The sequence below is a fragment of the Microbulbifer sp. TB1203 genome, from assembly GCF_030997045.1.
Classification (GTDB): domain Bacteria; phylum Pseudomonadota; class Gammaproteobacteria; order Pseudomonadales; family Cellvibrionaceae; genus Microbulbifer.
On the sequence record NZ_CP116899.1, the window covers coordinates 3,810,303 to 3,835,298 of the forward strand.

The window sequence follows — 24,996 nt, forward strand, 5'->3', positions numbered from 1 at the left end:
TTTTACACTTTTTCCGCGGTTTGCACAGAAAAGCGGTAGCCGGTGCCGCGCACCGTCTGGATGTAGCGGTCGTGGCCGTCCACTGCCAGGGCCTTGCGCAGGCGGCGGATATGCACGTCCACGGTGCGCTCCTCCACATAGACGTTGCCGCCCCAGACGTGGTCCAGCAGCTGGGTACGGGTGTAGGCGCGCTCCTGGTGGGAGAGGAAAAACGTTAGCAGGCGGAATTCCGTGGGGCCCATCTCCACCGCCTGGCCGCCGATGGTCACCCGGTGACTGATCGGATCCAGCGCCAGTTGGCCGGCGGTGAGTGGTTCCTCCGGGGTGCTGGGGCCGGCGCGGCGCAACACCGCCTTGAGGCGCGCCACCAGTTCCCGGGGGGAAAACGGCTTGGTGATATAGTCGTCGGCGCCGGTCTCCAGGCCCTTGATCTTGTGATCTTCCTCGCCCTTGGCGGTGAGCATGATGATGGGGATGGAGGCGGTGAGTTCATCGCGCTTGAGGCGGCGGGCAAGCTCCACTCCGGACACGTCCGGCAGCATCCAGTCGAGCAGGATCAGGTCCGGCTTTTCATCGACCACCTGCGCGTGCGCGGCCTGGGCGTTTTCCGCTTCGATGCAACGGTACTCCGCCATCTCCAGTGCCACGCGCAGCATATCGCGCACAGCGGCTTCGTCGTCGACTATCAGAATGGTTTTGTTTTGCATCTGTCATACCCTGCTTTTGCCGGTCATTTAACGGCATTCCTATGACAAATATATGACAGGCGTAAAACAGCCCCCAGGCTGCGGGGGCTCAACTCAGCAGATAGTGGAAAAATATTCCGCTGAATACCGCTGTGCCCACCCAATTGTTGTTCAAGAACGCGCGGAAACAGGCATCCCTTTCCCGGCCGCGGATCAACCACTGCTGGTAGGCGAACAGGCCGGCGGCGACGGCCAGGCCGAATTGGTAGGGAGTGCCCAACTCAAAACGGCGGCCGACCAGCAGCAGCGCGAAGAGCACCATCAGCTGCAGCGCGCCGGTCATGGCCTTGTCCATGTCGCCGAACAGGATGGCGGTGGACTTGACCCCGATACGCAGGTCGTCGTCGCGGTCCACCATCGCGTAGAAGGTGTCGTAGCACACGGTCCACAGCAGGTTGGCGGTCACCAGCAGCCAGGCGGTGGACGGCACCTCGCCGGTGGCGGCGGCGAAGGCCATGGGAATGCCCATGCTGAAGGCCGCCCCCAGCACCACCTGCGGCAGGTGGGTATAGCGCTTGGCGAAGGGGTAGCAGAAGGCCAGCGCCAGCGCCGGCAGGGACATCAAGATGGTGAGCCGGTTGGTGGTGAGCACTAACAGAAACGCGGGCAGGCTCAGGGCGGCGAACAGCAGCAGCGCGCCGCGCGGGGTGACCCGGCCGGTTGCCAGGGGGCGCGCGGCGGTGCGCTTGACGTGGCCGTCAATGCGGCGGTCGGCGAAGTCGTTGACCGCACAGCCGGCGGCGCGCATCAATAGCACCCCCAGGGTGAATACCGCGAACAGGTGCAGCCCGGGCCAGCCCTCCGCCGCCAGCCATAGCGCTCCCCAGGTGGGCCAGAGCAGCAGCAGTGTGCCGATGGGCCTGTCCAGGCGCGCCAGCTGCCAGTAGGGCAGCGCGGCGGGCCAGTGCTGGGAAAGTTGTCGACTAATCATTACGCACTTCCAACTTGTTGAAGGGCGGGTGCTGCGGGCGAAAACCGTCGAGAAAGGCCTCCGCCACCAGCAGCGGCTTGTCGCGCAGCCAGAAAGTGGAGCGGCGCCCCCAGGCGCTCGCGCCCTCCCCGGCCAGTTCGCGCAGCCGGCAGCGGGGGTTGCGGCGCAGCCGGTTCAGCACGATGGGCCCGCGGCGGATATCCGGCTGGCTGAACAGCAGTTCCCCCAGCGGGCGGTTGTCCAGGCTGCGCAGGTAGCGGGACCTGCCCTGCAGGCTGCGCTCGGGCAGTACACTGCGCGCGTATACCCAGGTCCGGCCGTTGCCGTACAGCAGCACCTCGCGCACCAGTGCCCGCTGGCGTTCGCGCATGTCCAGCGCCCGGCGCTCCTCCAAACCGGGTTGCTGCCAGCGCTGGGACAGCACCTGCACCCGGAAGCCGCCACCACTCAGGTGCTTGAGTGCGGCAGTGAGCGATCCCGGGTGCAACAGCCAGGGCAGCAGTTCCGCCGGTGGCCTCTCTCCCTGCAGGGTTTCCAGCGGCTGGCTGAGCCAGGCGCCGTCCGGTTCGTAGGGGGATTGGTACCCGGGGGGGGAGTAAAGCACAGCAAGCTCCGCGCGTTCCACAAAGGCGGGATTGTACAGTGGTCAGGGTCGGTGGTCAGTGGCCCCTAGTGTCCTGTCTCGTATCGCTATTTAATACCAGACAGGACACTACTCCGCTTTGCCCCGGGCCACGCCAGTGGCTATAGTGGCCGGCCGCACGCATAACAACGAGATCAACACGGGAATCACCCCATGGGTTTGACCACTAGAATCCTGCTGGCGATGCTGCTGGGCATCGTCGTCGGTGTACTGTTCAACTTTCTCAGTACCAGTCAGTTGCTGGGCAGTGGTGTTACCGGAGTCATCGACACTTATCTGGTCGATGGCCTGTTCGACATCGCCGGACGCATCTTTATCGCTTCGCTGAAACTGATGGTGGTGCCGCTGGTACTGGTATCGCTGATCTGCGGTGCCTGCGCCCTCTCCGAGGGCAGCCGCGTGGGCGTGCTGGCGGTCAAGACGATAACGCTCTATCTGTTGACCACCGCGGTTGCGATCACCCTCGCGTTGCTGATGGGCACGCTGTTCCAGCCCGGCAAGGGTATGGAGGGGCTGGTTGCCGACGCCACTTTTGAAGCCCCCCCTTCACCGTCGCTGAAGGATGTTCTGATCGACATCTTCCCCACCAACCCGGTGGAGGCCATGGCGGCTGGCAATATGTTGCAGATTATTGTCTTCGCCCTGCTGATGGGCTACGCGGTTTCCCGCAGCGGTGAGCCGGGACGGCGGATAGCATCCTTCTTCAACGACCTGAACGACGTCATCATGCGCATGGTGGGAGTGCTGATGGCTTTCGCCCCCTACGGGGTTTTCGCCCTGCTGGCCAAGCTGTTTGCGCAGTTGGGTGTGGAGGCGATCGTGCAACTGGGCAAGTATTTCCTGGTGGTGCTGGCCACTCTGTTGCTGCACGCCCTGGGGGTCTATTCGCTGCTGCTGAAGCTGCTCTCCGGGCTGAACCCGGTGGAGCTGATCAAGAAGATGCGCCCGGCCATGGTGTTCGCCTTCAGCACCGCCTCCTCCGCGGCCACCATTCCGGTGACCCTGGCCACGGTGGAGAAGCGCTTGGGGGTGGATAACAAGGTGGCGGCCTTCACCGTTCCCCTGGGGGCCACCATCAATATGGACGGCACTGCGATCATGCAGGGCGTGGCCACGGTGTTTTTCGCCCAGATGTACGGCATCGATATCGGACTGTCGGGCTATCTGATGGTAATCCTCACCGCTACCCTGGCCTCGGTGGGCACCGCCGGTGTGCCCGGGGTGGGCCTGATCATGCTGGCGATGGTGCTGCAGCAGGTGGGCCTGCCGCTGGAGGGTATCGGCATTATCCTGGGCGTGGACCGGTTGCTGGATATGGTGCGCACCGCGGTCAATATCACCGGGGATTCGGTGGTCAGCGCCATTGTGGCGAAGAGCGAGGGCGCCCTGTCGGAAGAGACCTTCAACGATCGCAACTACGACAGTGCGGCCAACGGCGGCGATATGGCAGTGAGTGGCCAGTACCGCGCCAGCAACGGCTGATCAGCGGCGGCTGCCTTTGCGCATGCCGCCTTGACCACTGAGCACGTCCACTAGGTGGCGCGGGCAAAGGACTCCAGTTCGTCCGCCTCCAGGTCGTCCTCGATGCGCTCCAGCAACTGCTCAACCAGCTCCGACAGTGCCTGCTCGATTGCCCGATCGGTGGTGTTCTCAATTTCGCTGCCGTCATTGGGAGTCACGACCCGGTATTTCTCGCGTATTTTCAGCTCGGAGATATTCACCTGCTGTTCGCGCATCGCACTGCCGGAGATATGTTCCAGGCGGTAGTGGTAGTCCCCGGACAGTTCCACGGTGCCTTTTTCCAACTCGTGATCTTTCTTGGACTGCAGGCTGCTGAAGTGCTTGACCACGGTGATATCCAGCGTATTGCGCAGGGACAGTAGACCCTGCCGCTCCACCAGCGGTATTTCCTCGTCCGTGAAGAATTCCCGCAGCTGTTGGGTCAGTTCGCGCTCCAGATGTTGCTTGTACCGGAGTACAGCGGCCTCCTTGAGCTGGCTGAGGCTGTTGCCCTGGCTGGCCTGGGCCAGCAGCAGGGCCAGGTCGCCCCCCTGGACCGGCATGGGGATGTCCATTGTTATCTCCGGGGGGAGGATAGTGAGGCTGGGTTTTTGCTCCTCGCCCTGGGCGGCGGAGGCGGAGGAAAAGATCAGCAGGCCGGCCAGGGCCAGCCCGCGGGTTGTGCTTATCATCACCTGGTTTTCTCCCAATTATCTTTATTTTTTGTGATCGCCGTCAAAGGCTGCCACTGCTGGGAGGAGAGTGCAACTGCGTGATAATTTTGGCGCTGATTTATCCAGCGGATGGCTGCGGGGTCAGGGCGCCGCCATATCCCTCAACTCGTCGGCTTCCAGGTCGTCCACGATGCGCTCCAGCAACTGCCCGACCAGCTTCATCAGTGCCTGCTCGGTTGCCTGATCGGCAGTGTTCTCCGCCTCGCCACCGTCCAATGGGGTTTTGACCTGGTATTTCTCCTGCACCCGCAGTTCGGCGATATCCAGCCGCCGTTCGCCCAGTGCCTCGCCGGAGTTATTTTCCAGCCGATAGTGGAAAGTGCCGGACAGGGTCAGGGTGCCCCGCTCCAATTCGTAATCGGCTGTGGTTTCCATGTCGTTGAGTTGTCTGCCAACGGCGATGTCCAGGAAATTGTGCAGGGTGAGGAGACCGCCCTCCTGTACCAGGGGGATCTCCTCGCCGTCGAAGTGCTCGCGCAGCTTCGCATCCAGTTCCTTGCGCAACACTTCACTGAACTTGCGCACGGCGCGGGCCTTGAGTTCGGTGAGACTTTTGCTCCCCCCGGCGCGGGACAGCAGCCGTTCCAGATCCCTGCCCTGTACCGGGAGTGGGATGTTTATTGCGATTTCCGCCGGGGCCAGGGTCAGGCTGGGAGGGGGCGCATCGCCCCCAAACCAGCCCTGGGCCCAGGTGGGGGAAGTGAAAGCGAGCAGGCTGCTCAGTGCCAGGCTTTTGAGAGTGCGTTTCTTCAAGAGGTTTTTGTTCACGAGACTTTCCCTAAGTGGATCTCTTCTTGGCTTTTTTTGCGGCGGTGAGGCTGCCATTGGTATGAGGCTTGTGCAAAATCATTTATGACGGAGGTGTGATTTGGGTCACATTTTGGGGGAGAGATAAACGGGACCTTGCGCCGGCCCGGAAAACCGGTATTCAGGCCTCGGCGTAGCGCGGTTTGTTCTGCAGCCAGCGCACGATCAGCTGCCGGCGGGCGTTTTCGGTAAGGGCGGCGGAGGCGGCGATTTTCTGCACCTGCGGCAGCAGTTCGGCGTCCCGCTGCAGGTCGGCGATGCGGTGCTGGATCTCGCCGGTCTGGCGGGTGCCGAGGATTTCCCCGGGGCCGCGCAGGCGCAGATCTTCCTCGGCGATGGCGAAGCCGTCGCTGTGCTGGCGCAGGGCCTGCAGCCGCGCACGGCCGTTCTGCGACAGCGGGGTGCCGTAGAGCAACACGCAATGGCTGGCGGTGGAGCCGCGCCCCACCCGTCCGCGCAACTGGTGCAGTTGGGCCAGACCCAGGCGCTCGGGGTTTTCGATGATCATCAGGCTGGCGTTGGGCACGTCCACGCCCACTTCGATCACAGTGGTGGCCACCAGCAGGTCTATCTCGCCAGCCTTGAAGGCGTTCATCACCCGTTCCTTTTCATCGGCTTTGAGGCGACCGTGCACCAGGCCCACGCGCACACCGTCAAGGGCCTCCGCCAGCTCTGCGGCGGTGGTTTCGGCGGCCTGGGCCTGCAGGCTCTCCGATTCCTCGATCAGGGTGCAGACCCAATAGGCCTGGCGCCCCTCGGTCACTGCGCCCTGCACCCTGGCCACCACCTGGTCGCGGCGCTGGTTGGAGATTGCCACGGTGTTGATCGGCTGGCGCCCGGGTGGCAGTTCGTCGATCACCGAGCAGTCCAGGTCGGCGAAGGCGGACATGGCCAGGGTGCGCGGGATGGGTGTGGCGGTCATGATCAATTGATGCGGCTGCAGCGCGCCGTCGCCGCCCTTCTGGCGCAGCTGCAGGCGCTGGCGCACACCGAAACGGTGCTGCTCGTCGATAATCACCAGCGCCAGCCGGTGGAAGGTCACTTCAGCCTGGAAAAGTGCGTGAGTGCCCACTATCAATTTTGCTTCCCCGCTGGCGATGGCCGCCAGCTGCGCGCGCCGCTCCGCGGATTTCAGGCCGCCGGTGAGATGGGCCACGGGGACACCCAGGGGCTCCAGCCAGTCGCTGAAATTGCGCCGGTGCTGTTCGGAGAGGATTTCCGTGGGCGCCATCACCGCTACCTGGGCGCCGGCGCCGATGGCCTTGAGTGCGGCCAGGGCCGCCACCAGGGTCTTGCCGGCACCCACGTCCCCCTGCAGAAGCCGCATCATCGGGCGGTTGCGGGCCAGGTCTTCGGCGATCTCGGCGCAGACCCGCCGCTGCGCGCCAGTGGGGGCAAATGGCAGGCGGGAGAGGAAGTCCCTCTCCAGTGCCGGATTGGGAGCCAGCGCCGGCGCCGCGTGCACCGCGCTGTTGCGGCGCAGCTCCAGCAGGCTCAGGTGGTGGGCGAGCAGTTCCTCCAGGGCCAGGCGCTGCTGTGCCGGGTGCATGCCGTCGGCCAGTTGCGCCAGGTCGGCGCCGGCGGGGGGGCTGTGCAGGTAGTGCAGCGCCTCCGCCAGGGGATAGCGCAGGCGCGCTGGCAGCAGCTCCGCCGGCAGGAGTTCCTCGGCGCCGCAACGAGCGAGCAGTTCCAGCGCCTGCTGCACCAGGCCGCGCAGCCGCGCCTGGCTGACGCCCTCGGTCAGCGGGTAGACCGGAGTGAGGGTGTCCGGCGCGCTGAAGCTGCCACCGTCGACTATCTCCGTTTCCGGGTGGTACAGCTCCAGGCCGGCGGCCCCGCGGCGGGCCTCGCCGTAGCAGCGCAGGCGCACACCACGGGCGAAGCGGTTTTTCTGCGCGGCGGTAAAGTGGAAGTAGCGCAGGGAGAGGGTGCCGCTGCCGTCCTGCAGCCGCACCACCAGGCTGCGCCGGCGGCCGAACACCACGTCCGCGGCGCGCACCTCGCCCTCGATCACCGCGTCCACCCCCGGCGCCAGAGCGGCGATGGGGGTGATGTGGGTGCGGTCCTGGTAGCGCAGCGGCAGGTGGAACAGCAGGTCCTGAACCGTGGCGATGTGCAGCTTTGCCAGCACCAGGGCGAACTTGTCTCCCACGCCCTTGAGAGCAGTGACCGGTAGTGCGCTGAGTTCTCCCTGTGGTCTTCCCATTCCGGAGCTGGCCCTAGTGTGGTGAAAGGTACTAATTGTGTATATCAGAGCCCCCCAAATTGTTCACAGTTAGGCGCCGCTCGCAGGGAATGGTCATTCCATTTCCAAGAGCGGCAACGCCGCTGTGGACGATTTGGGGGGCTCCCTTCGGGCGGGCCGCTAAGCAGCCATCTGCGGCGTTGCATTTGCTTGACATAGATGACTATGCCGACGCAAATGCGCCTTGCATCTGGCCGCTTAGCGGCCCGCTGATATATACAATTAGTACCTTTCACCACACTACTCCAGGCGGCACTGCCCGATGGCGTCGCGCAGTATGTCGATCGCCCGGTGGCGCGGGAAGCTGGCGCGCCAGGCCAGGGCCACGGTGCGCCTGGGGGCCGGTGGCGCGAAGGGGCGGGTTTCCAACAGGCCGCTGGCGTACTGGGAGGCGGTGGCCGCGGACATCGGCAGCACGGTGATGCCCAGTCCCGACGCCACCATGTGGCGCAGGGTCTCCAGGGAGCTGCCGTCGGCGGCGGTGCGGATGTGGCCGTTCCCCGACTCCTTCTCGATGGAATGCTGCAACTGCGGGCAGGCCTCCAGCACCTGGTCGCGGAAACAGTGGCCTTCGCCCAGCAGCAGCACGTTGTCCCGGGAGAGCTGGTCCGGGGTGATCAGGGATTCTTCCGCCAATGGATGGCCGGCGGGCATCAGCACCACGAAGGGCTCGTCGTAGAGTGGCTGGGTGACCACGTCCGGCTCGGTAAACGGCAGCGCGATGATGATCGCGTCCAGCTCCCCCTTGCGCAGCCGCTGGCGCAGGGTGGCGGTGTAGCCCTCCTCCACATAGAGGGGCATTTCCGGAGCCAATCGCTGTAATTGTGGAATGAAGTGCGGAAACAGATAGGGTCCGATGGTAAAAATAGCGCCAACGGACAGCGGGCTGGCCAACTGGTCCTTGCCGGCACTGGCGATATCCTTGATAGCCGCGGACTGCTCCAGCACCAGCTGCGCCTGGGCCACGATGCGCTCGCCCAGGGGCGTGGCCTGCACGCGGGTCTTGGAGCGTTCGAACAGAGCTACTCCCAGCTCCTTTTCCAGCTTTTTCACGGCGATGGACAGGGTCGGCTGGCTGACGAAACAGCGCTCGGCGGCGCGGCCGAAGTGTTGCTCCTGGGCCAGGGTCACTATGTAGCGCAGTTCATTCAGGGTCATGGTTCAGGCAATCAGCTGCTTAGGGGTAATAGCAATTATTCATAAATAGTGGCCGCAGGCCAATAGAGAATGTGACTGGGGATATCTGTGGTGGTTATTAGTAATTTTTGCTATTTATGGGCAGAGTAAAGGGATAAAGGCGCAATTTTTTGCTATATGTGTAGGGAAACATTGAGCGGAGTATCTCTATGGGCATTCTCTCCTGGATTATTCTCGGACTTATCGCGGGCGTATTGGCCAAGTGGATCATGCCGGGTCCGGACCCGGGCGGCTGGATCGTCACTATCGTGATCGGCATCGTCGGCGCCTTTATCGGCGGCTGGCTCGGCTCCCTGGTGGGAATCGGCGGGCCGGTGACCGGTTTTGCGCTTGGCGATATAGTGACCGCTACCATTGGCGCTATTATCCTGCTGTTCATCTACCGGATGCTCAAGCGGCGCCATCACTGACAGACAGGATTGATGAGCCCCGGGGCCTCAGTGCCCCGGGTTTTCGTTGCAGGGAAGAATAAAAAATACAGCGGGGACGCACCCGCGGAACTTTAATTGGGGGGCGCTGTATCGGCCCGGACAAGTGCACGGACGGTTATGGCACAGGAAAAACTTTGGATCTTTGGCTGCGGCGACCTGGGCGCGCGCCTGGCATTGCAGCTGAATCGGCAGGAGTACACTGTTTACGGTGTACGCCGCAACCCGCTGGTGGCTCTGGCGAACAAGCGTCGGGCCGACGCGGTAAACTGGCGCCGCGGGGACGCCACCAGCAAAGAGGATATCGAGCGGCACCTGGAACAGGGCGCAGACGTGGTGCTCGCCACTTTTACCCCCAGCGACAGCACTCCAAGTGCCTATCACCGCGCCTATATCGATACCGCCACCGCGCTGGCGGCGGTGCTGCCCAACCTGGCGCGCCCGCCGCGGCTGCTGATCTGGGTTTCCTCAACCCGGGTCTACGGGCAGTGCAGCGACCAGCTCCTCGACGAGCGGACGCCGCCCATTCCCAGCGGCTACCAGGGCGACATTCTGCTGGCGGCGGAGGAGATTATCCGCAACGCGATACCCACTGCCTGCGTGGTGCGCTTTGCCGGAATCTACGGCCCGGGGCGCGATCGCCTGCTGTCCCAGGTGCGCGCGGGTCGTTGCGCGCCGCCGCAGCCGCCGCAGTACAGCAACCGCATTCACGTGGACGACTGTATCGGTTTTCTTATCTATCTGATGGAACAGCAGAAGCGGGGCCGGTCGCCGGAGCAGCTGTATATCGGCGCCGATTGCACACCGGTGCCCATGCACGAACTGCAGCAGTGGCTGGTAAAGGCGATGGGCTATTCCAGCGCGCACCTGCGGGAAATCGTCCGCACCAGCGAGCGGCGTTCGAAGAAACTCAGCAACAGGCGCATGCTGGCCAGCGGCTACGAGATGAAATATCCGGACTATCGGAGCGGGTACAGTGCGCTGCTGGAGAGCGAGGGATAATTAATGCGGATGCGGACAAATCTGCCGGGAGCAGATTTGCACAGCCGAAGGCTGCCCGCGAAGCGGGTGAGGCACAGGGACGTGCCTCATGAATGCGGGGCGTTGGGGTCTATTCAAAAGGGAGCCAGATCGCGGCCAGCGACCGCTCCTACAGCGCAGGCTGGCTCGCGTATTCATCATTCCGCATTCCTAATTCCGCATTTAAATAACCATCACCCCTTCCGCCTCGAACAGCGCCCCTTTCGGCAATTCCTTCACGCCCACCGCCGCGCGCGCGGGATAGGGCTCGTCGAAAAATTCGGCCATCACTTCGTTGACAGTGGCGAAATTCCCCAGGTCGGTGAGGTACAGATTGAGCTTGACGACGTGCCCCAGGGAGCCGTTGGCCGCCTCGCACACCGCCTGCAGGTTGCGGAATACCCGTCGCGCCTGCTCGGCGAAATCGCCGGGCACCAGTTCCATGTTCTGGGGGTCCAGCGGAATCTGGCCGGAGAGATACACGGTGTTGTCGACCTTGACCGCCTGGGAATAGCTGCCGATAGCGGCCGGGGCCTGGTCGGTTTTGATCACGGCGCGGTTGGGCATGGGGGTACTCCAGTGCTTTGCTGAAACGAAAGCCGGCAAATATAGCGCGAAACTCTTGAATGCGGAATGCGGAATGCGGAATGCGGAATGCGGAATGCGGAATGCGGAATGCGGAATGCGGAATACGCGATCTGGCATCCTGCTGTAGGAGCGGCCCATGGCCGCGATTGAACTTTCGGGATTTCCGGAAGACCGATCGCGGCCATGGGCCGCTCCTACGGCACTGAGATGGCCCGCGTATTCATCATTCCGCATTATTCCTTAGGGCCTGGCGATGCGAATCACCGCCGGCAGGTTGCGCAGGCGTTTCATCACCCGCGCCAGGTGCACGCGGCTGTTGACCTCCAGGGTCAGGGAGATGACGCTGTTGTGTGCGTCCTTTTCGTCCACATGGATCTGCTCGATGCTGGCGCCCTCCTCCGTGATCCGCGTGGCCAGGCGGGCGATAATGCCGCGCTCTGATTCCACTTCCACCCGCACGTCGCCGAGGAATTCCCCCTTCACGTCCGGCGACCAGTTCACCAGCATGATGTTTTCCGGATGCTCGCGGAATTCGATGGTGTTGCGGCAGGTGTCCCGGTGCACCACCACGCCCTTGCCGGAGCTGATATGGCCGATGATGGTATCGCCGGGAATCGGACGGCAGCAGCGGGCGAAGCTGATCATCATGCCCTCCTGCGCGTCGATGGTGAGCGGCGAGGAGATATGGCTGGCCTCGGCTTCTTCGCTGCCCGCGGGTACCAGCAGCTTGGCGGCGGAGAAGGCGACTTTGTTGCCCAGGCCGATCTCCTCCAGCAGTTTTTCCAGGGTCGCGCACTTGGCTTCCTGCAGGCCTTTCTGCAGTTGCTCTTCGCCCAGGTCTTCCAGCCGGGTATTGAACTTGCCCAGGGCCTTTTCCAGCAGGCGGCGGCCGAGGGCCACGGAGTCGTGGTGGCGCTGGTGCTTGAGGAAATGCCGGATGGCGCTGCGCGCTTTGGCGGTGACCACGAAGTTGAGCCAGTTGGGGTTGGGCTGGGCGTTCTTGCTGGTGAGAATCTCCACTTTCTGCCCGCTTTCCAGAGGCTGCGACAGGGGCGCCAGCCGCTGGTTGATGCGTACCGCCACGCAGGAGTTGCCGATATCCGTGTGCACCGAGTAGGCGAAGTCCACCGCGGTGGCGCCGGCGGGCAGGTCGACGATCTGCCCCTTGGGGGTGAATACGTAGACCTCGTCCGGGAACAGGTCGATCTTGACGTTCTCGATAAATTCCAATGAATCGCCGGCGCGCTGCTGCATTTCCAGCAGACCCTGCACCCAGCGGCGCGCGCGAACCTGGCTGGTGCCGCCGGTGTTGATCACCTCGTCGCCGGCGGCCTTGTACAGCCAGTGGGCGGCGATGCCGCTGTTGGCCATCTCGTCCATTTCCTTGGTGCGCACCTGCACTTCGATGGGCACGCCGTGCATGCCCAGCAGCACCGTGTGCAGCGACTGGTAGCCGTTGGATTTGGGGATGGCGATATAGTCCTTGAACTCGCTGATCACCGGTTTGTACAGGTTGTGCATCACCCCCAGCACCCGGTAGCAGGCGTCCACGCTGTCCACGATGATGCGGAAGGCATAGACGTCCATGATCTCCTTGAAGGATTTTTTCTTGGTCCGCATCTTCTGGTAGATGCTGTACAGGTGCTTTTCGCGGCCGATCACCAGTGCGTCTATGCCCTCCCGCTGCAGGCGCAGCTCGATGGCATTCTGGATTTTTTCCAGCAGCTCCTTGCGGTTGCCGCGCGCCGCGACCAAAGCCGCGCGCAGCGGGTAGATGGCGAAGAAGGCGCGGTCCTCGAACTCGATGCGCACGTCGTTCATGCCCAGGCGGTTGGCGATGGGCGCGTAGATCTCCAGGGTCTCGCGGGCGATGCGCGCGCGCTTCTGCGGCTTCAGCGCGCCCAGGGTACGCATGTTGTGCAGCCGGTCGGCGAGCTTTACCAGGATCACGCGGATATCCCGCGCCATCGCCAGGGCCATTTTCTGGAAATTTTCCGCCTGCTTTTCCGCGGGGCTGTCGGTCTCGAACTGGGTCAGCTTGGAGACACCGTCCACCAGGTCCGCCACCTCTCCGCCGAACTGTTCCTCCAGCGCGGCCTTGGGAATGCCGGTGTCCTCGATCACATCGTGGAGCATGGCCGCAGCCAGGCTCTGGTGGTCCATGTGCATGCCGGCGAGGATGGTGGCTACCGCCAGCGGATGGGTGACGTAGGGTTCGCCGGAGCGGCGCTGCTGGCCGTCGTGGGCCTGTTCCGCGTAGAAATAGGCCCGGCGGATGCTCTGGATCTGTTCAGGGGGGAGGTAGGAGGAGAGGCGGTGGGCCAGACTATCGATAGTATGCAAAGCCGCGCGCGCCTCTTTTGTCTCTCTTACAGTGTCGAAGAATCGGAATCAATCACAGGTCCTGTTCGGACAGGTAGACCGGGGCGGAGGTTACCCGCGCCACGGTGGTTTCCTCTTCCGGCTCGTCGAGGATGCTGGCGTCCACCAGGCCCTCCTCGATTTCGCGCAGGGCGATAACCGTGGGCTTGTCGTTCTCCTCCGGCACCAGCGGATCTCTGCCGCCGGTGGCGATCTGGCGGGCGCGCTTGCTGCCCACGATAACCAGCTCGAAGCGGTTGTCCACGTGCTCGAGGCAATCTTCAACGGTGATACGTGCCATAAACTTTCGGTTCCATTGCAGTGCCCCGGAGGGCGAATTCGGTACAGGACCGATTATTTTACCGCAGCGGAGAGTGTACGTAAATCGACCAGTCGGTGCGCAGGAGGATATTACCGACAGCCCGCTCGCGGAATCAGGAGTGGCGCAGTAGTGCTTGCAACAGATCCCCGTGGCGCTGTTGCTGGCACTCCAGGCGCTGGCGCTGGGCGGTGACCACGGCACGCAACTCATCCAGGGCGGTGTCGAAGTCGTCGTTGATTACCAGGTAGTCCGCTTCCACGTAGTGGGACATCTCGTCGATGGCCTGTTCCATGCGCCGTTCTATCACGCTGCGATCGTCCTGGCCGCGCCCGGTGAGACGCTCGCGCAGGGCCTCCTGGGAGGGAGGGAGGATAAAGATGCTCACGGTGTCCGGCAGCAGTCGACGCACCTGGGCGGCGCCCTGCCAGTCGATCTCCAGGATCACGTCGCGGCCCGCAGTCAGGGTCTCCCGCACCCAGTGCCTGGAAGTGCCGTAGTAGTTGTCGAACACCCGGGCGTGTTCCAGAAAGGCGTCCTCGTCGAGCATCTGTTTAAACCGGGCGCGGTCGACGAAGTGGTAGTTGACCCCGTCCTCTTCGCCCGGGCGCATGGGTCTTGTGGTGTGGGACACCGAGACGGTGACCTGGCTGTCGCTGTCCACCAGCGCCTTGACCAGACTGGTTTTTCCCGCACCGGAGGGGGCGGAAACGGTGAAGAGGGTTCCTGTCGGCACAACTGATCCTGTATCCGGCAAATGCGCCGGCCATTATACCCGAGGAGAGAGCAACTGAAGGATTTAGGAGAGGCGACAATCAAATGGATCAGCCATTTGATTGGTTGTGGATAGAAGGCTGAGTCCCGGCCGGGATTGGGGGGGATGTGTTGGGATTTCCAGGCGCGCGGTACTGCGTGCGCAACCTGAGCCCCGGCCGGGACCGCCAGCGGAAGTTCGGCCGGCCGCCGCAAAACTGCCGCGGTCGATCCTGGCTCCCTGTCGCTAATCGCTAACCGGGCCGACTGTAGCGCCTTTGCCGGCAAAAGCCAACCGCCACCAGGCCAGCCCGCTGACCGAAGCGTAGGCCGCAAGCGGCGCTAAAAACACTGTGGGCAGCAGGGGTGCGGCAGCGGTCAGTACAGCCAGCCGCGCCAGTTCCCAGTAGCGGGCGAGCCGGTGGCCGTCGAGAATGCGGCCGTTGACGATCAGCCCGACGGCCAGCAGTGCCACGCCGGCCACCTGCTGTATATAGTCGAGTTTCCCTGTGTACCACAGAAGCGCCAGGGTGGCGGCGGAGTAACAGAGGTGCTGGGCCAGCGCGTAGAGGCGCAGGGGCCTGCCTACTTCCGGGTCGTAGCGCCGGAAATTGTCCAGATCGCAGGAGGGTACCGGCATCGCCGCCTCCACATCCGCCGGGCGGTAGCCGGTGCGGCGGAACCAGAGGGTGAGCTTGTCCCCCCAACTTTTGGTGTGCCAGGCGTCCAGGGCCATGCGCTTGTAATGCTGCAGATTGGCGGCCAGGGGGTCGAAGCTGTTGAGCGGCTTGCGCACCCCGTAGATACAGGGCTCTTTTTCCAACTCCTCCTGGTAGCTGCCGAACAGCCGGTCCCAGACAATCAGCACGCCGCCGTAATTCTTATCCACATAGATTTTGTTCTGCGCGTGGTGCACCCGGTGATTTGATGGGGTGACGAAAATCCACTCCATCCACCGTACTTTGGGGAATTTCTGCGTGTGCACCCAGAACTGGTAGATCAGGTCGATGGCACCGGCAGTGATCAGAAGCTCCGCCGGCAGGCCGATCAGCAGCAGCGGTATGTAGAAAATCCAGCCGATGGGCGGGCCGCCGCTGGGCTGGCGCAGTGCGGTGGTGAGGTTGTAGTCCTCGCTCTGGTGGTGCACCAGGTGGTCGGCCCAGAAGATATTGATCTCGTGGGCCATGCGGTGCTTCCAGTAGTAGCAGAAATCGTAGGCCAGCACCGCCAGCAACAGGTGCCAGAGGTTGTCCGCGGACCAGTTGAAACCCACCGCCCGGTAGTAGGGGTCCAGCAATTCGTGCAGCGGGATATAGACCAGCAGCAGTACGCCCTTGCGCAGCAGCCCGGTGATGCGGCTGAGGATCCCCGCGCTCAGGCTGCCGATGGCGTCGTTCAACCGGTACAAGCCCCAGCCGCGCCAGCGGTCCAGCGCCAGTTCCACCAGTACTGCGATCAGGAAAAAGGGAATCGCCAGGGTGACCAGGCTCACGGATACCTCTTTTATATTTCTTATGGGGGATGCGGGGACTGTGCCACAGGGGCGGATGCCGGGAAACGGCGACGGGGGACAGATTTCGGAATTCGTTAGAGATTTGGGGCTGGGAATAGGGACGAACACGAGGTTCGCCCCAAGGGAAAAGGAAGGCCCCGGTGGCCTCCCTTCGCAGCGATTAAGGGCTCGCCTGCGCCTCCAGGGTTACTCCGGAATAAGCGGAGTAGCCGTGGATGCTGATATACCAGGTGCCCGCGCTGGGGCTGCTGAGACTGCAGCTCTCATTGTTGCCGTTGCGGTAGGGCCGGCAGTCGTAGCTGCCGGTGGTGGGCTGGGCGCCGAAGCGCACGTAGAGGTCGGCGTCGCCGCTGCCGCCGGACATCTGCACGTCCAGCGAGGACATGCCGGAGGACACGTCCAGGGTGAAGTGCTGCCAGGAGCCCTGGTTGCCGGACAGATTGCTCTCGGTCCAGCCGCTGCCACTGCCGCCGCCGCTTTCGTCGAAGCTTCCCACCAGGCTCACGCCCGAGAAGCTGCTGTAGGCACGCACCATCACATAGTAGGTGCCGGCCTGAACATTGGAGATGCTGCAGTTCTCGCTGTTACCGCCGACATAGGGGCGGCAGTCGTAGCTGGAGGTGGTGGGTGCGGAACCGAAGCGCACATAGAGGTCCGCGTCGCCGCTGCCGCCGGAGATTTGGAACTGCAGGTTGGAGGCGCCCGCGGGTACTTCCAGCGTGTAGTGCAGTTCCTCGCCGGTGTTGGCGGACAGGTTGGTCTGCGCCACGCCGTTTTCCAGTGTTCCGTTACCCGGATCGGTGCCGCCGCCGCCACCGCCAGCCGCTGCCACTGCGGCCGCGGCGTCTACGATGCCTGAACCACACTGGCTGCAAGACGCGGGGAAGCTGCGCGCGGTGTTCACCAGGGTGGACTCCACCTCCGTGGGGGTGATGCCCGGATTCACCGCATAGAGCAGCGCCGCGGCGCCGGCCACATGGGGGGCGGCCATGCTGGTGCCCTGGTAGAACCTGTAGTTGTCACTGGCCGGACCCTGGGTACCGCTGTTCAGGGTGGACAGCACGCCGTTGCTGTTTGTGGAGGTGTCGCCGCCGGGCGCCGCCACATCCACCACGCTGCCGTAGTTGGAGTACCAGGCGCGGCCGCCGGACCGGTCCACCGAGGCCACGGTGACCACACCGGAGCAGCTGGCCGGAGTGAAGTTGCTCGCATTGGCGTTGGAGTTGCCCGCGGCCACCACCACGGTGGCGCCCAGGTTGCGCGCGGTGTTGATCGCATTCTGGGTGGTGCTGGCGCAGCTGCCGCTGCCGCCGAGGCTCAGGTTCAGCACCTGCGCCGGGTTGGCGTTGGCGGGCACACCGCTGACGGAGCCGCCGGCACCCCAGATGATCGCGTCGGCGATATCTGAGGTGTAGCCGCCGCAGCGTCCCAGCACGCGGACCGGCACAACCTTGGCCTTGTAGGCGACGCCTGCCACGCCGATACCGTTGTTGGTGGCGGCGGCGATGGTGCCGGCCACGTGGGTGCCGTGCCAGCTGCTGTTGGCGGCGGGGGCGTCGGGTGAGCAGACGCCGGCCGGCTCCCAGTCGCCCGGGTCGCTGGCGTCGCTGTCGCGGCCGCCGCCGTCCTGGGCTATATCGGGATCGGAGACCATGTCGTAGCCCGGCAGCAGGTTGTCCACCAGGTCTGCGTGGGGGCGGTAACCGGTGTCGATCACTGCGACCACCACGCCTTCACCCTCGGTGGTGTCCCAGGCGGTGGGCAGGTTCAGGCCGGCGGTGGATTCGAAGTAGTGCCACTGCTCGTTGTAGCGCGGGTCGGTGGGGGTGGCCATGGGTTTCAGCAGCAGGTCGGGTTCCGCGTATTCCACGTTGGGGTCCTGCTGCAGGCGGCTGATAATTTCCGCCAGTTCCGTCTTTCCCTTGCGGCCGTTGAGGCGCATCAGCTGTGCGCCGGTAGCCAGGCGCCGCATGTGCTTCAATTCGGTGCCGGCCAGATGTGAGGCGTTTTCCAGCGCCGCGCGGGACATGCTGGAGGCGATGCCCATCTGCGAGGAATTCTTGTATTTGACGATAATACGGTCGGTGATTGTCGCCGTATTGGCGGGGACCGCCGAGGGGCTGTTGTGCTCCACCGCTGTGGCTGCGAGAGGCGCACCGGCCAGCAGCGCGACCGCGCCGGCCGTTGCCGATTTCCGCAGGATGTTTTTAAAAAGTACTTTCATTGTTGCTAAATGCTCCGTGGTTGTTTTTATTCGCCGCGCCCGATTATCTGTGTGAGCACGTCGTTTGATTCTCCTGATACCGCATGGATTTTTGTTGTTTCTGTCCCTCCTTTTTGACCGGATGAATGGATTGAGTGAAATTTATTTGCACCGATTTAGTGCGAATGGATGATTTTCCGGGAGAAAGAAGTGCAATACGCCAATCAACTTTGTCCTAATGTTTACCTATAACGGAAAGATACTTCCTTACCTCATGGAAAAATAAAGACAAATATTGATGTTCTGGGCAAAAAATGGATTTTTTACAGGATAGGCGGATATGTCTGGATAATACTGAGAAGCAGATCTCAGTCACTTTGCCAAAGAGGAAGCGCCTTGTTGCTGTGAGGGGCGGTTGAGATAATCCGGGTTGGCAGCCGGGGGATAAACCCGGCTGTTTTCTTGAGGAAATAACAAAAACACGGGAAATTTTATGTCCACAATAGCCAACCCCTACGCTTCGCCGGAGACCGCAGACCTGGTTCAGGAGAAGGATATGCAGCCGGCAGAGCCGAAGATCTTTTCCTTTTCCGGCCGCCTGGGGCGCCTGCGTCTGGTGACCTATTCGCTGGTCTCTTCTTTTATCTTTATGGTGGCCTGTTCGCTGGCAGTGGCTGTATTCACACCTGTCAGCGCATGGCTGGGAGCCCTGGCTTACATTGCCCTGCTGCTGGTCAGCATGGTTTACGGGTTTTCCCTGTATGTGCGCCGCCTGCACGATCTGGGGCACTCGGGGATCTGGCTGCTGCTGTTTGTTTTGCCCCTGGTCAATCTGGGGCTTCTGATCTACCTGTTTTTCTTCCCCGGCAAGGAGGGTGCCAACGAATACGGACCCAGGACGGTCCCCAATTCATCGGGTGTGATCGTCGGCTTTATTCTGAGTATTTTTCTCGGTATTGCGTCTATCGGCATCATTGCCGCGATTGCCATACCCGCATACCAGGGTTACGTCGAGCGGGCGCAGATGCAGATGTAGGTTCGCAAGCGCTGCGCTAAAAACGAAAAAGCCGCTCGTGAGCGGCTTTTTATTGGTGAACTAGTCGAGAGCAGAGAAGCTATTCAATATTCTGCACCTGCTCGCGCATCTGCTCGATCAGCACCTTCAGTTCCACCGCCGCCTGGGTGGTGTCGGTCACCGCGGATTTGGATGAGAGGGTGTTTGCCTCGCGGTTGAATTCCTGCATCAGGAAGTCCAGCCGCCGGCCGATGGGGCCGCCGCCTTTCAGTACGCGCCGGGTCTCCGCCACGTGGGCGTCCAGACGGTCCAGCTCTTCGTCCACGTCGGCCTTCTGGGCGAGAAATACCATTTCCTGTTCCAGCCGATCCCGGTCCAGTTCTGCGAGCAGCTCTTCGAGCCGCCCGCGCAGTTTTTCCCGCTGCGCCTGCAGGATTTGCGGCAACAGTTCGCGAACCCGCGCGACCTGCTCCTCGACCCGCTGCAATCGGGTTTCGATAAACTTGCGCAGCTCTGCGCCCTCCCGCTCGCGGTTGGCGTTGAGCTGGCACAGGGCCTCGTCGAAAGCGGTGAGGATTGCCTGTGCCTGCTGCTCCACATCCGTCTGCAGTTCTGCGATGGCGCCGGGCCACTGCAGCAGTTCCAGGGGGTTGAGCGGCGCGGTGTTGGGCAGTTCTGCGGCCACGGAGTCGGCGGCCTGCGCCAGCGCGCGGACCAGTTCGCGATTGACTTCCAGGCTGGCGCTTTCGCTGCCGGTGGCTTTGAGGCTGAGGGTCAGTTCCACCTTGCCCCGCGCGAGCTGCTTGCGCAGCTTTTCGCGCAGCTGGGATTCCAGCGGGCGCGCGGTTTCCGGCAGGCGGAACAGCGGCTCCAGGTAACGGTGGTTGACGGAGCGCAGTTCCCAGGTGGCAGTGCCGGTAGCGTATGGGGCCTCGGCGCGGCCGAAGGCGGTCATGCTGCGCACACAGTCGTTGTGAACCTTGTTGCTGGCCATAAGTCTCTCCGCGAAGTGGCCGGGAATCATAGCACAGCCGCCGCGGGCGCCCCGGGCAGGTATAATGTCGCGTTTTGAACCGACCCGAGGTGAATCATGCAGCGTCCCAGCGGCCGCGCGCCCGAACAGTTGCGCCCCGTGCGCATTACCCGCCATTACACCCGCCACGCGGAGGGCTCCGTACTGGTGGAGTTCGGCGATACCAAAGTGCTGTGCAACGCCTCGGTGGCCGCCGAGGTGCCGCGTTTCCTGCGCGGCCAGGGCAGCGGCTGGATCACCGCCGAGTACGGCATGCTGCCCCGCTCCACCGGCTCGCGCATGGGGCGGGAGGCGGCGCGCGGCAAACAGGGTGGGCGCACGGTGGAGATCCAGCGGCTGATCGGCCGCTCCCTGCGCGCGGCGGTGGACCTGAAACTACTGGGGGAAAACCAGATCACCCTGGACTGCGACGTGATCCAGGCGGACGGCGGCACCCGCACCGCGGCGATCACCGGCGCCTGTGTGGCGCTGGTGGACGCGCTGCGCTATATGCAGCGGGAGAAAATCATCGATACCGATCCGCTGATCAATCTCGTCGCGGCAGTCTCCGTGGGTATCTATGAGGGCGAGGCGGTGCTGGACCTGGACTACCCCGAGGACAGCCGCGCGGACACCGATATGAACCTGGTGATGGCGGCGGACGGCGGCATGATCGAGGTGCAGGGCACCGCCGAGGGGGCGCCCTTTACCGAGGCGCAGTTCGCGCAGATGTTGGCGTTGGGCAGGGCGGGGATAGACGAGTTGATCGGCATGCAGCGGGCTGCGCTGGCAGAATAAGGCGGACAAATCTGTCGGGAACGGATTTGCACAGCCGAAGGCTGCTCGCGAAGCGAGTGGAGCACAGGGATGTGCTCCATAAATGCGGAATGCGGAATGCGGAATGCGGGAAGGCTTCTCTGTGCTCCAAGGCCTTCGCTGCCAACCGTCAGCCCGCGCGCGGCCTATGGCCGTTCCGGCGGCAATCAGCTAGATCGCGTATTCCGCATTCCGCATTCATCATTCCGCATTAGACCTCCAGGTCGTAATCCATAATCACCGGGAGGTGACTGGAAAAATCCACGTTCTTGTTGATGGCGCCGTACTCGATGCGGTTTTTCAGGGTCTGGGACACTATCTGCATATCCGTGCGCCAGCCGTCCCCCTCGCCCACCTTGCCGCTGGGCCACCAGGTGAACTCGTCGGCATCTTTGACAACCCTGCGAAAGGCGTCCACATAGCCGATGTCGTTGAATAACTGGTCCAGCCAGCGCTGTTCGTGGCGCATAAAGCCGGGGGTGTCCTGGTAGTCCTGCCAGTTCTGCACGTCGGCCCGGCGGTGGGCCAAGCCCCAGTTGCCGCAGAAGATAAAGTCGCGGCGCTTGCGGCTGATCTTCACCAGGTGCGCCTGCATGTCGTCGAAAAACTGCACCTTCTTTTCCAGCGACGCCTCGTCCCTGGCTGCCGGCGCCAGCAGTGAGCCCACGCTCAGGCGCTCGAAATCCGCCTGCAGATAGCGGCCGTACATATCCTCGCCGTTGGAGAAGCCCATGCCGTAGATCAGCGCCTTGGGCTGATAGCGGGTATAGATGGCGACGCCGTTCTCGTGGGGATTGCCGGAATCGAAGAAGTAGCTGTAATAGCCGTCGGGGTGGAAGATCGGGTGGTCCAGTTCCGGCTCCAGCGAGCGCAGGTCCTGCAGGCAGATGATATCCGCGTCCTGATCCGCCAACCAGTCGTAAAGACCGCGCTGCGCCGCCTGGTGCACTCCGTCTACCGACAGACTCACTATTCGCATTATTAGCCCCTTACCAGCGGACTGTGTATGATTACCCGCATTGTCACTAGCATTATTCGACTGTCATTCTCCGACAGGCATCTGTGGAGAAGTCTCCCTTCACCTTAGCCAATAGTTAATAAATTTCCATGCAGCAGTATCAGCGCGATTTTATCCAACTGGCCCTGGAGCACCAGGTGCTGTGTTTTGGCGATTACACACTGAAATCCGGCCGCCGCAGCCCCTATTTTTTCAATGCCGGCCGATTCCACACCGGCGCCGCGCTGGCGGCACTGGGGCGGGCCTATGCCGAGGCGATAATGGCCTCGGGAGTGGAGTTCGATGTCATCTTCGGGCCGGCCTACAAGGGCATACCGCTGGGAGCGGTCACCGCCGTGGCGCTGGCAGAGAAAGGCGTGGACAAGCCCTTCTGCTACAACCGCAAAGAGGCCAAGGATCACGGCGAAGGCGGAACCTTAGTGGGTGCGCCGCTCGTTGGCAAGGTTTTGATCATCGATGATGTGATTACGGCGGGCACCGCGGTGCGCGAAGTCATGCAAATCATCGCCGCGCAGGGGGCGGACCCCGCCGGGGTGGTGATCGGCCTGAACCGGCAGGAAAAGGCCGGCGAGGACTGTGAACTGTCCGCTATCCAGCAGGTGGAGCGGCAGTACAATATCCCGGTGATCAGCATTGTGCAGCTGGATCACATCGTCAGTTACCTGCGGGAGGAGTCGCAAGACAGCGAGGCCCTGCAGAAGATAGTGGACTATCGGCGGCGCTACGGCGTCTCCGGCAAACCCGGTCAACCCCTGTGAGAAGAGCGATGAAAATCGCCCCCCTGTTCCCGGCCGTCATCCTCGCGCTCTCTGTCGCCTGGGCCCCCGTATGGGCACAGCCCGGAAAAAAGGGGGATTTCGAGTTCAGTGGCAAGGTGCTCTACCGCTATAAGGATGAGCATGGTATCCAGGTGCTGGACGATCTGGTGCCGCCCCGCTATGTAGCCGATGGCTACGAAGTGCTCAGCCTCTCCGGGCGCGTGCTTAAAGTGGTGCCGCCGCAGCTCAGCGGCGAGGAGCTGGCGGAACAACAGCGCCGCGAGGCGCAGCGGGAAGAGGACCTCAAACTGCTCAAGCGCTATAACAGCGTGGCGGATATCGAGAGCGCGCGCTCGCGCAAACTGGCGGTGGTGAACCAGGATATGGCGATCATGCGCTCCAATATCACCAGCCTTCACCGGCAGGTAGAGCAGGAAGAAACCGCTGCCGCACGCACCCAACGCAACGGCCGCGAAGTGCCGCCGGAGTTGCTGGCGCGCATCGCCGACCTGAAAAAGGAAATCGGGGTGCTGAGGGAGCGCCTGGGCCGGCGCGAGGCCGAAGCGGAGCGACTCAACAAAGAGTTTGATCACGCCGCCAGGCGCTACGCAGAAATCGCCCCGTAGGGTGTATCCTCACCCCTCTCCTCTGGCTACTGCGCCAGCGCCGTCTCGCGAAAGAATCCCGCCATCAATACCGGCCACTGCTCCGCCCAGTACTCGGTGGGCTTGCGCTTGAAGCCGCTGCGCACGTACTGCACGATGCGCCCTTCGGCACTGGCCAGCAGCAGGTTGGCGGCGCCGCCGAGGGGAATGGCCGGGCGCAGCTGCTCGCGCAGCTCCGCCTCGCGCAGGATCTGTTTCAACTGCGTTTCCAGGCGGTCGAAGAATTGCAGAATGCGGCCGTGCAGCCGTTCGGTCTCGCCGGTGAGAGCATCGCCGGTGAGCAGCCGGGTGATGCCCGGATTGCGCTCGCAGAAGGCCAGCAACAGGTGCAGGATTTTCTGGCAGCGCGCCAGGGCGGAGGGCTCCTCCTGCAGGATGAGGGACACGCGGCTGAAAACGGTGTCCTCGATAAACTCGATCAGGCCCTCGAACATCTTGGACTTGCTGGGAAAGTGGCGGTACAGAGCCGCCTCGGAAAAGCCCACTTCCTTGGCCAGGGCCGCGGTGGTAATGCGGGCGCCGGGACTGGCCTCCAGCATATGCGCCAGGGCCTGCAGTATCTGTTGGCGCCGGTTGATTTTTTCGCTGCTCATTGACTGCCTTGTTGTTATGCCTTTGAGAGTAAGCGCCTGTCTGGAATCTCTCTCGGCCCGGAGAGTTGTGTACAAAATTCCAAACAGGCCCTAAGCGGGAGCCGCCGCCGGCTCTGCCGGCTGGGAGAGGCGCGGGAATCCTAGCGATTTGTCTCGCGCGCTTCAATGTTATCCGGCAATTGGGCCTGCGATTGTGCCCCGTTGTTGGTGATCAGGGTACCCACGCCGGTATCGGTGAAAATTTCCAGCAGCACCGCGTGGGGTACGCGGCCGTCGATGATATGCGCGGAAGTTACCCCGGATTTCACCGCGTCGAGGGCGCAGGCGATCTTGGGCAGCATACCGCCGTAGATGGTGCCGTCGGCGATCAGCCCGTCCACCTGCAGGGTGGTGAGGCCGGTGAGCACTTTGCCTTCCCTGTTCTGCAGGCCCGCCACATTGGTGAGCAGCATCAGTTTTTCTGCGCGCAGGTATTCGGCGATCTTGCCGGCCACCAGATCCGCGTTGATATTGTAGGAAGCGCCGTCCTCGCCCACGCCGATAGGGGCGATCACCGGTATAAAGTCGCTGTGGATCAGCATATCGATGACATCGGTGTTGACGCTCTCCACTTCGCCCACATGGCCGATATCGATAATTTCCGAGGCGTGCAGCCCCGCGGCGGCGTTTTCCCGCTGCAGTTTCCTGGCGCGAATCAGCAGTCCGTCCTTGCCGGTCACGCCCACGGCGCGGCCGCCGTTCTTGTTGATCAGGTTGACGATCTGTTTGTTCACCGTGCCGCCGAGGACCATTTCCACCACGTCCATGGTCTCGCTGTCGGTGACCCGCATGCCGTCCACGAAGCGGGATTCGATGCTGAGTTTGTCCAGCAGCTCACCGATCTGCGGCCCGCCGCCGTGCACCACCACCGGGTTCATGCCCACCAGTTTCATCAGGATAATGTCGCGGGCAAAGCTGTTCTGCAGCTTTTCATCCACCATGGCGTTACCGCCGAATTTCACCACTATCGTCTTGCCGGTGAAGCGTTGGATATAGGGTAGCGCCTCGTTCAGTACCTGAGCGACGCGTAGGGCGGATTTCTGATCCAATGACATAAAGGGAAAGTTCCTGTTCGTAGGGTGCGCCGTGCGC

The 24,996-nt window shown here is 62.9% G+C and carries 24 protein-coding genes; 7 read left to right on the forward strand and 17 right to left on the reverse strand.

From position 1 onward, the window contains the following. Positions 1 to 2 precede the first annotated feature (2 nt). From phoB to PP263_RS16140, 3 genes are all read right to left on the reverse strand, one after another. Positions 3 to 707: a phosphate regulon transcriptional regulator PhoB gene (phoB, locus tag PP263_RS16130; protein WP_308364725.1), complete on the reverse strand. Its 705-nt coding sequence runs from the start codon at positions 705 to 707 to the stop codon at positions 3 to 5. Between the two features lie 88 nt (positions 708 to 795). After that, complete coding sequence (gene ubiA / locus PP263_RS16135; RefSeq protein WP_308364727.1) at positions 796 to 1,677, reverse strand: 4-hydroxybenzoate octaprenyltransferase; 882 nt, start codon at positions 1,675 to 1,677, stop codon at positions 796 to 798. Beyond that, entirely contained in the window at positions 1,670 to 2,281 is a 612-nt protein-coding gene (locus PP263_RS16140) for a chorismate lyase (RefSeq protein ID WP_308364728.1), read from the reverse strand. The genes ubiA and PP263_RS16140 overlap by 8 nt, the downstream gene beginning before the upstream one ends. Before the next feature lie 192 nt (positions 2,282 to 2,473). On the opposite strand from PP263_RS16140, the gene PP263_RS16145 reads away from it, so the two are divergent. Next, the gene (locus PP263_RS16145) at positions 2,474 to 3,802 is read left to right on the forward strand and encodes a dicarboxylate/amino acid:cation symporter (RefSeq protein ID WP_308364729.1); all 1,329 of its coding nucleotides are present in this window, start codon (positions 2,474 to 2,476) and stop codon (positions 3,800 to 3,802) included. A gap of 50 nt (positions 3,803 to 3,852) precedes the next feature. Here PP263_RS16145 and PP263_RS16150 read toward each other — a convergent pair whose 3' ends face one another. The 4 genes from PP263_RS16150 to PP263_RS16165 form a co-directional block, all read right to left on the reverse strand. Continuing rightward, positions 3,853 to 4,515: a hypothetical protein gene (locus PP263_RS16150; protein ID WP_308364730.1), complete on the reverse strand. Its 663-nt coding sequence runs from the start codon at positions 4,513 to 4,515 to the stop codon at positions 3,853 to 3,855. Between the two features lie 120 nt (positions 4,516 to 4,635). Continuing rightward, positions 4,636 to 5,322, reverse strand: coding sequence for a hypothetical protein (locus PP263_RS16155; protein WP_308364731.1), 687 nt, complete (start codon positions 5,320 to 5,322; stop codon positions 4,636 to 4,638). A gap of 160 nt (positions 5,323 to 5,482) precedes the next feature. Beyond that, positions 5,483 to 7,567 (reverse strand): ATP-dependent DNA helicase RecG, encoded by a 2,085-nt coding sequence (recG, locus tag PP263_RS16160; protein WP_308364732.1) that lies wholly within the window; start codon positions 7,565 to 7,567, stop codon positions 5,483 to 5,485. Between the two features lie 279 nt (positions 7,568 to 7,846). Then, positions 7,847 to 8,764 carry a hydrogen peroxide-inducible genes activator gene (locus PP263_RS16165; RefSeq protein WP_308364734.1) on the reverse strand — a complete coding sequence of 306 codons (918 nt, stop codon included), beginning with the start codon at positions 8,762 to 8,764 and terminating at the stop codon, positions 7,847 to 7,849. A gap of 188 nt (positions 8,765 to 8,952) precedes the next feature. Between PP263_RS16165 and PP263_RS16170 the strand changes: the two genes are divergently transcribed. Then, positions 8,953 to 9,213, forward strand: a complete 261-nt coding sequence (locus PP263_RS16170; RefSeq protein ID WP_183460201.1) for a GlsB/YeaQ/YmgE family stress response membrane protein — start codon at positions 8,953 to 8,955, stop codon at positions 9,211 to 9,213. 138 nt (positions 9,214 to 9,351) lie between these two features. Next, positions 9,352 to 10,233: an NAD-dependent epimerase/dehydratase family protein gene (locus tag PP263_RS16175; RefSeq protein WP_308364736.1), complete on the forward strand. Its 882-nt coding sequence runs from the start codon at positions 9,352 to 9,354 to the stop codon at positions 10,231 to 10,233. 201 nt (positions 10,234 to 10,434) lie between these two features. Here PP263_RS16175 and PP263_RS16180 read toward each other — a convergent pair whose 3' ends face one another. From PP263_RS16180 to PP263_RS16205, 6 genes are all read right to left on the reverse strand, one after another. Further along, positions 10,435 to 10,818, reverse strand: coding sequence for a RidA family protein (locus PP263_RS16180; protein ID WP_308364737.1), 384 nt, complete (start codon positions 10,816 to 10,818; stop codon positions 10,435 to 10,437). Between the two features lie 261 nt (positions 10,819 to 11,079). Further along, positions 11,080 to 13,182, reverse strand: coding sequence for a bifunctional GTP diphosphokinase/guanosine-3',5'-bis pyrophosphate 3'-pyrophosphohydrolase (gene spoT, locus PP263_RS16185; protein ID WP_308364739.1), 2,103 nt, complete (start codon positions 13,180 to 13,182; stop codon positions 11,080 to 11,082). A 52-nt stretch (positions 13,183 to 13,234) separates the two neighbouring features. Further along, the gene (rpoZ, locus tag PP263_RS16190; protein ID WP_308364740.1) at positions 13,235 to 13,501 is read right to left on the reverse strand and encodes a DNA-directed RNA polymerase subunit omega; all 267 of its coding nucleotides are present in this window, start codon (positions 13,499 to 13,501) and stop codon (positions 13,235 to 13,237) included. 133 nt (positions 13,502 to 13,634) lie between these two features. After that, entirely contained in the window at positions 13,635 to 14,255 is a 621-nt protein-coding gene (gene gmk / locus PP263_RS16195) for a guanylate kinase (RefSeq protein WP_308364741.1), read from the reverse strand. 264 nt (positions 14,256 to 14,519) lie between these two features. Next, positions 14,520 to 15,764, reverse strand: coding sequence for a sterol desaturase family protein (locus tag PP263_RS16200; protein WP_308364742.1), 1,245 nt, complete (start codon positions 15,762 to 15,764; stop codon positions 14,520 to 14,522). A 181-nt stretch (positions 15,765 to 15,945) separates the two neighbouring features. Beyond that, positions 15,946 to 18,009, reverse strand: coding sequence for a S8 family peptidase (locus PP263_RS16205; protein ID WP_308364743.1), 2,064 nt, complete (start codon positions 18,007 to 18,009; stop codon positions 15,946 to 15,948). A gap of 472 nt (positions 18,010 to 18,481) precedes the next feature. On the opposite strand from PP263_RS16205, the gene PP263_RS16210 reads away from it, so the two are divergent. Beyond that, positions 18,482 to 19,024 (forward strand): DUF805 domain-containing protein, encoded by a 543-nt coding sequence (locus tag PP263_RS16210; RefSeq protein WP_308364745.1) that lies wholly within the window; start codon positions 18,482 to 18,484, stop codon positions 19,022 to 19,024. A 79-nt stretch (positions 19,025 to 19,103) separates the two neighbouring features. On the opposite strand, the gene PP263_RS16215 is transcribed toward PP263_RS16210, so the two are convergent. Further along, a complete protein-coding gene (locus PP263_RS16215) occupies positions 19,104 to 19,997 on the reverse strand; it encodes a YicC/YloC family endoribonuclease (RefSeq protein WP_308364748.1) in 894 nt (297 codons plus the stop codon). A gap of 96 nt (positions 19,998 to 20,093) precedes the next feature. On the opposite strand from PP263_RS16215, the gene rph reads away from it, so the two are divergent. Further along, positions 20,094 to 20,813 carry a ribonuclease PH gene (gene rph, locus PP263_RS16220; protein WP_308364750.1) on the forward strand — a complete coding sequence of 240 codons (720 nt, stop codon included), beginning with the start codon at positions 20,094 to 20,096 and terminating at the stop codon, positions 20,811 to 20,813. Between the two features lie 229 nt (positions 20,814 to 21,042). Here rph and PP263_RS16225 read toward each other — a convergent pair whose 3' ends face one another. After that, positions 21,043 to 21,810 carry an exodeoxyribonuclease III gene (locus PP263_RS16225; RefSeq protein WP_308364751.1) on the reverse strand — a complete coding sequence of 256 codons (768 nt, stop codon included), beginning with the start codon at positions 21,808 to 21,810 and terminating at the stop codon, positions 21,043 to 21,045. Positions 21,811 to 21,938: 128 nt separating this feature from the next. On the opposite strand from PP263_RS16225, the gene pyrE reads away from it, so the two are divergent. Beyond that, positions 21,939 to 22,607, forward strand: coding sequence for an orotate phosphoribosyltransferase (gene pyrE / locus PP263_RS16230; protein ID WP_308364753.1), 669 nt, complete (start codon positions 21,939 to 21,941; stop codon positions 22,605 to 22,607). Between the two features lie 8 nt (positions 22,608 to 22,615). Then, a complete protein-coding gene (locus PP263_RS16235) occupies positions 22,616 to 23,233 on the forward strand; it encodes a hypothetical protein (RefSeq protein WP_308364754.1) in 618 nt (205 codons plus the stop codon). Between the two features lie 26 nt (positions 23,234 to 23,259). Here the strand turns inward: PP263_RS16235 and slmA are convergent, their stop codons facing one another. Both slmA and argB read right to left on the reverse strand, forming a co-directional pair. Further along, positions 23,260 to 23,865: a nucleoid occlusion factor SlmA gene (gene slmA, locus PP263_RS16240; protein WP_183460230.1), complete on the reverse strand. Its 606-nt coding sequence runs from the start codon at positions 23,863 to 23,865 to the stop codon at positions 23,260 to 23,262. Between the two features lie 140 nt (positions 23,866 to 24,005). Then, on the reverse strand, positions 24,006 to 24,959 hold the full coding sequence (gene argB / locus PP263_RS16245) for an acetylglutamate kinase (protein WP_308364756.1): 954 nt from the start codon (positions 24,957 to 24,959) through the stop codon (positions 24,006 to 24,008). Positions 24,960 to 24,996 lie beyond the last annotated feature (37 nt).

What these genes read in the sequence shown, in the direction of transcription:
- pyrE (WP_308364753.1), top strand. Translation starts at nt 21,939, where the DNA reads ATGCAGCAGTATCAGCGCGATTTTATCCAACTGGCCCTGGAGCACCAG.
- PP263_RS16145 (WP_308364729.1), top strand. Translation starts at nt 2,474, where the DNA reads ATGGGTTTGACCACTAGAATCCTGCTGGCGATGCTGCTGGGCATCGTC.
- PP263_RS16165 (WP_308364734.1), bottom strand. Translation starts at nt 8,764, where the DNA reads ATGACCCTGAATGAACTGCGCTACATAGTGACCCTGGCCCAGGAGCAA.
- PP263_RS16205 (WP_308364743.1), bottom strand. Translation starts at nt 18,009, where the DNA reads ATGAAAGTACTTTTTAAAAACATCCTGCGGAAATCGGCAACGGCCGGC.
- rph (WP_308364750.1), top strand. Translation starts at nt 20,094, where the DNA reads ATGCAGCGTCCCAGCGGCCGCGCGCCCGAACAGTTGCGCCCCGTGCGC.
- recG (WP_308364732.1), bottom strand. Translation starts at nt 7,567, where the DNA reads ATGGGAAGACCACAGGGAGAACTCAGCGCACTACCGGTCACTGCTCTC.
- rpoZ (WP_308364740.1), bottom strand. Translation starts at nt 13,501, where the DNA reads ATGGCACGTATCACCGTTGAAGATTGCCTCGAGCACGTGGACAACCGC.
- phoB (WP_308364725.1), bottom strand. Translation starts at nt 707, where the DNA reads ATGCAAAACAAAACCATTCTGATAGTCGACGACGAAGCCGCTGTGCGC.
- PP263_RS16180 (WP_308364737.1), bottom strand. Translation starts at nt 10,818, where the DNA reads ATGCCCAACCGCGCCGTGATCAAAACCGACCAGGCCCCGGCCGCTATC.
- PP263_RS16235 (WP_308364754.1), top strand. Translation starts at nt 22,616, where the DNA reads ATGAAAATCGCCCCCCTGTTCCCGGCCGTCATCCTCGCGCTCTCTGTC.
- PP263_RS16175 (WP_308364736.1), top strand. Translation starts at nt 9,352, where the DNA reads ATGGCACAGGAAAAACTTTGGATCTTTGGCTGCGGCGACCTGGGCGCG.
- PP263_RS16215 (WP_308364748.1), bottom strand. Translation starts at nt 19,997, where the DNA reads ATGGCCAGCAACAAGGTTCACAACGACTGTGTGCGCAGCATGACCGCC.
- PP263_RS16210 (WP_308364745.1), top strand. Translation starts at nt 18,482, where the DNA reads ATGTCCACAATAGCCAACCCCTACGCTTCGCCGGAGACCGCAGACCTG.
- PP263_RS16225 (WP_308364751.1), bottom strand. Translation starts at nt 21,810, where the DNA reads ATGCGAATAGTGAGTCTGTCGGTAGACGGAGTGCACCAGGCGGCGCAG.
- ubiA (WP_308364727.1), bottom strand. Translation starts at nt 1,677, where the DNA reads ATGATTAGTCGACAACTTTCCCAGCACTGGCCCGCCGCGCTGCCCTAC.
- argB (WP_308364756.1), bottom strand. Translation starts at nt 24,959, where the DNA reads ATGTCATTGGATCAGAAATCCGCCCTACGCGTCGCTCAGGTACTGAAC.
- PP263_RS16170 (WP_183460201.1), top strand. Translation starts at nt 8,953, where the DNA reads ATGGGCATTCTCTCCTGGATTATTCTCGGACTTATCGCGGGCGTATTG.
- slmA (WP_183460230.1), bottom strand. Translation starts at nt 23,865, where the DNA reads ATGAGCAGCGAAAAAATCAACCGGCGCCAACAGATACTGCAGGCCCTG.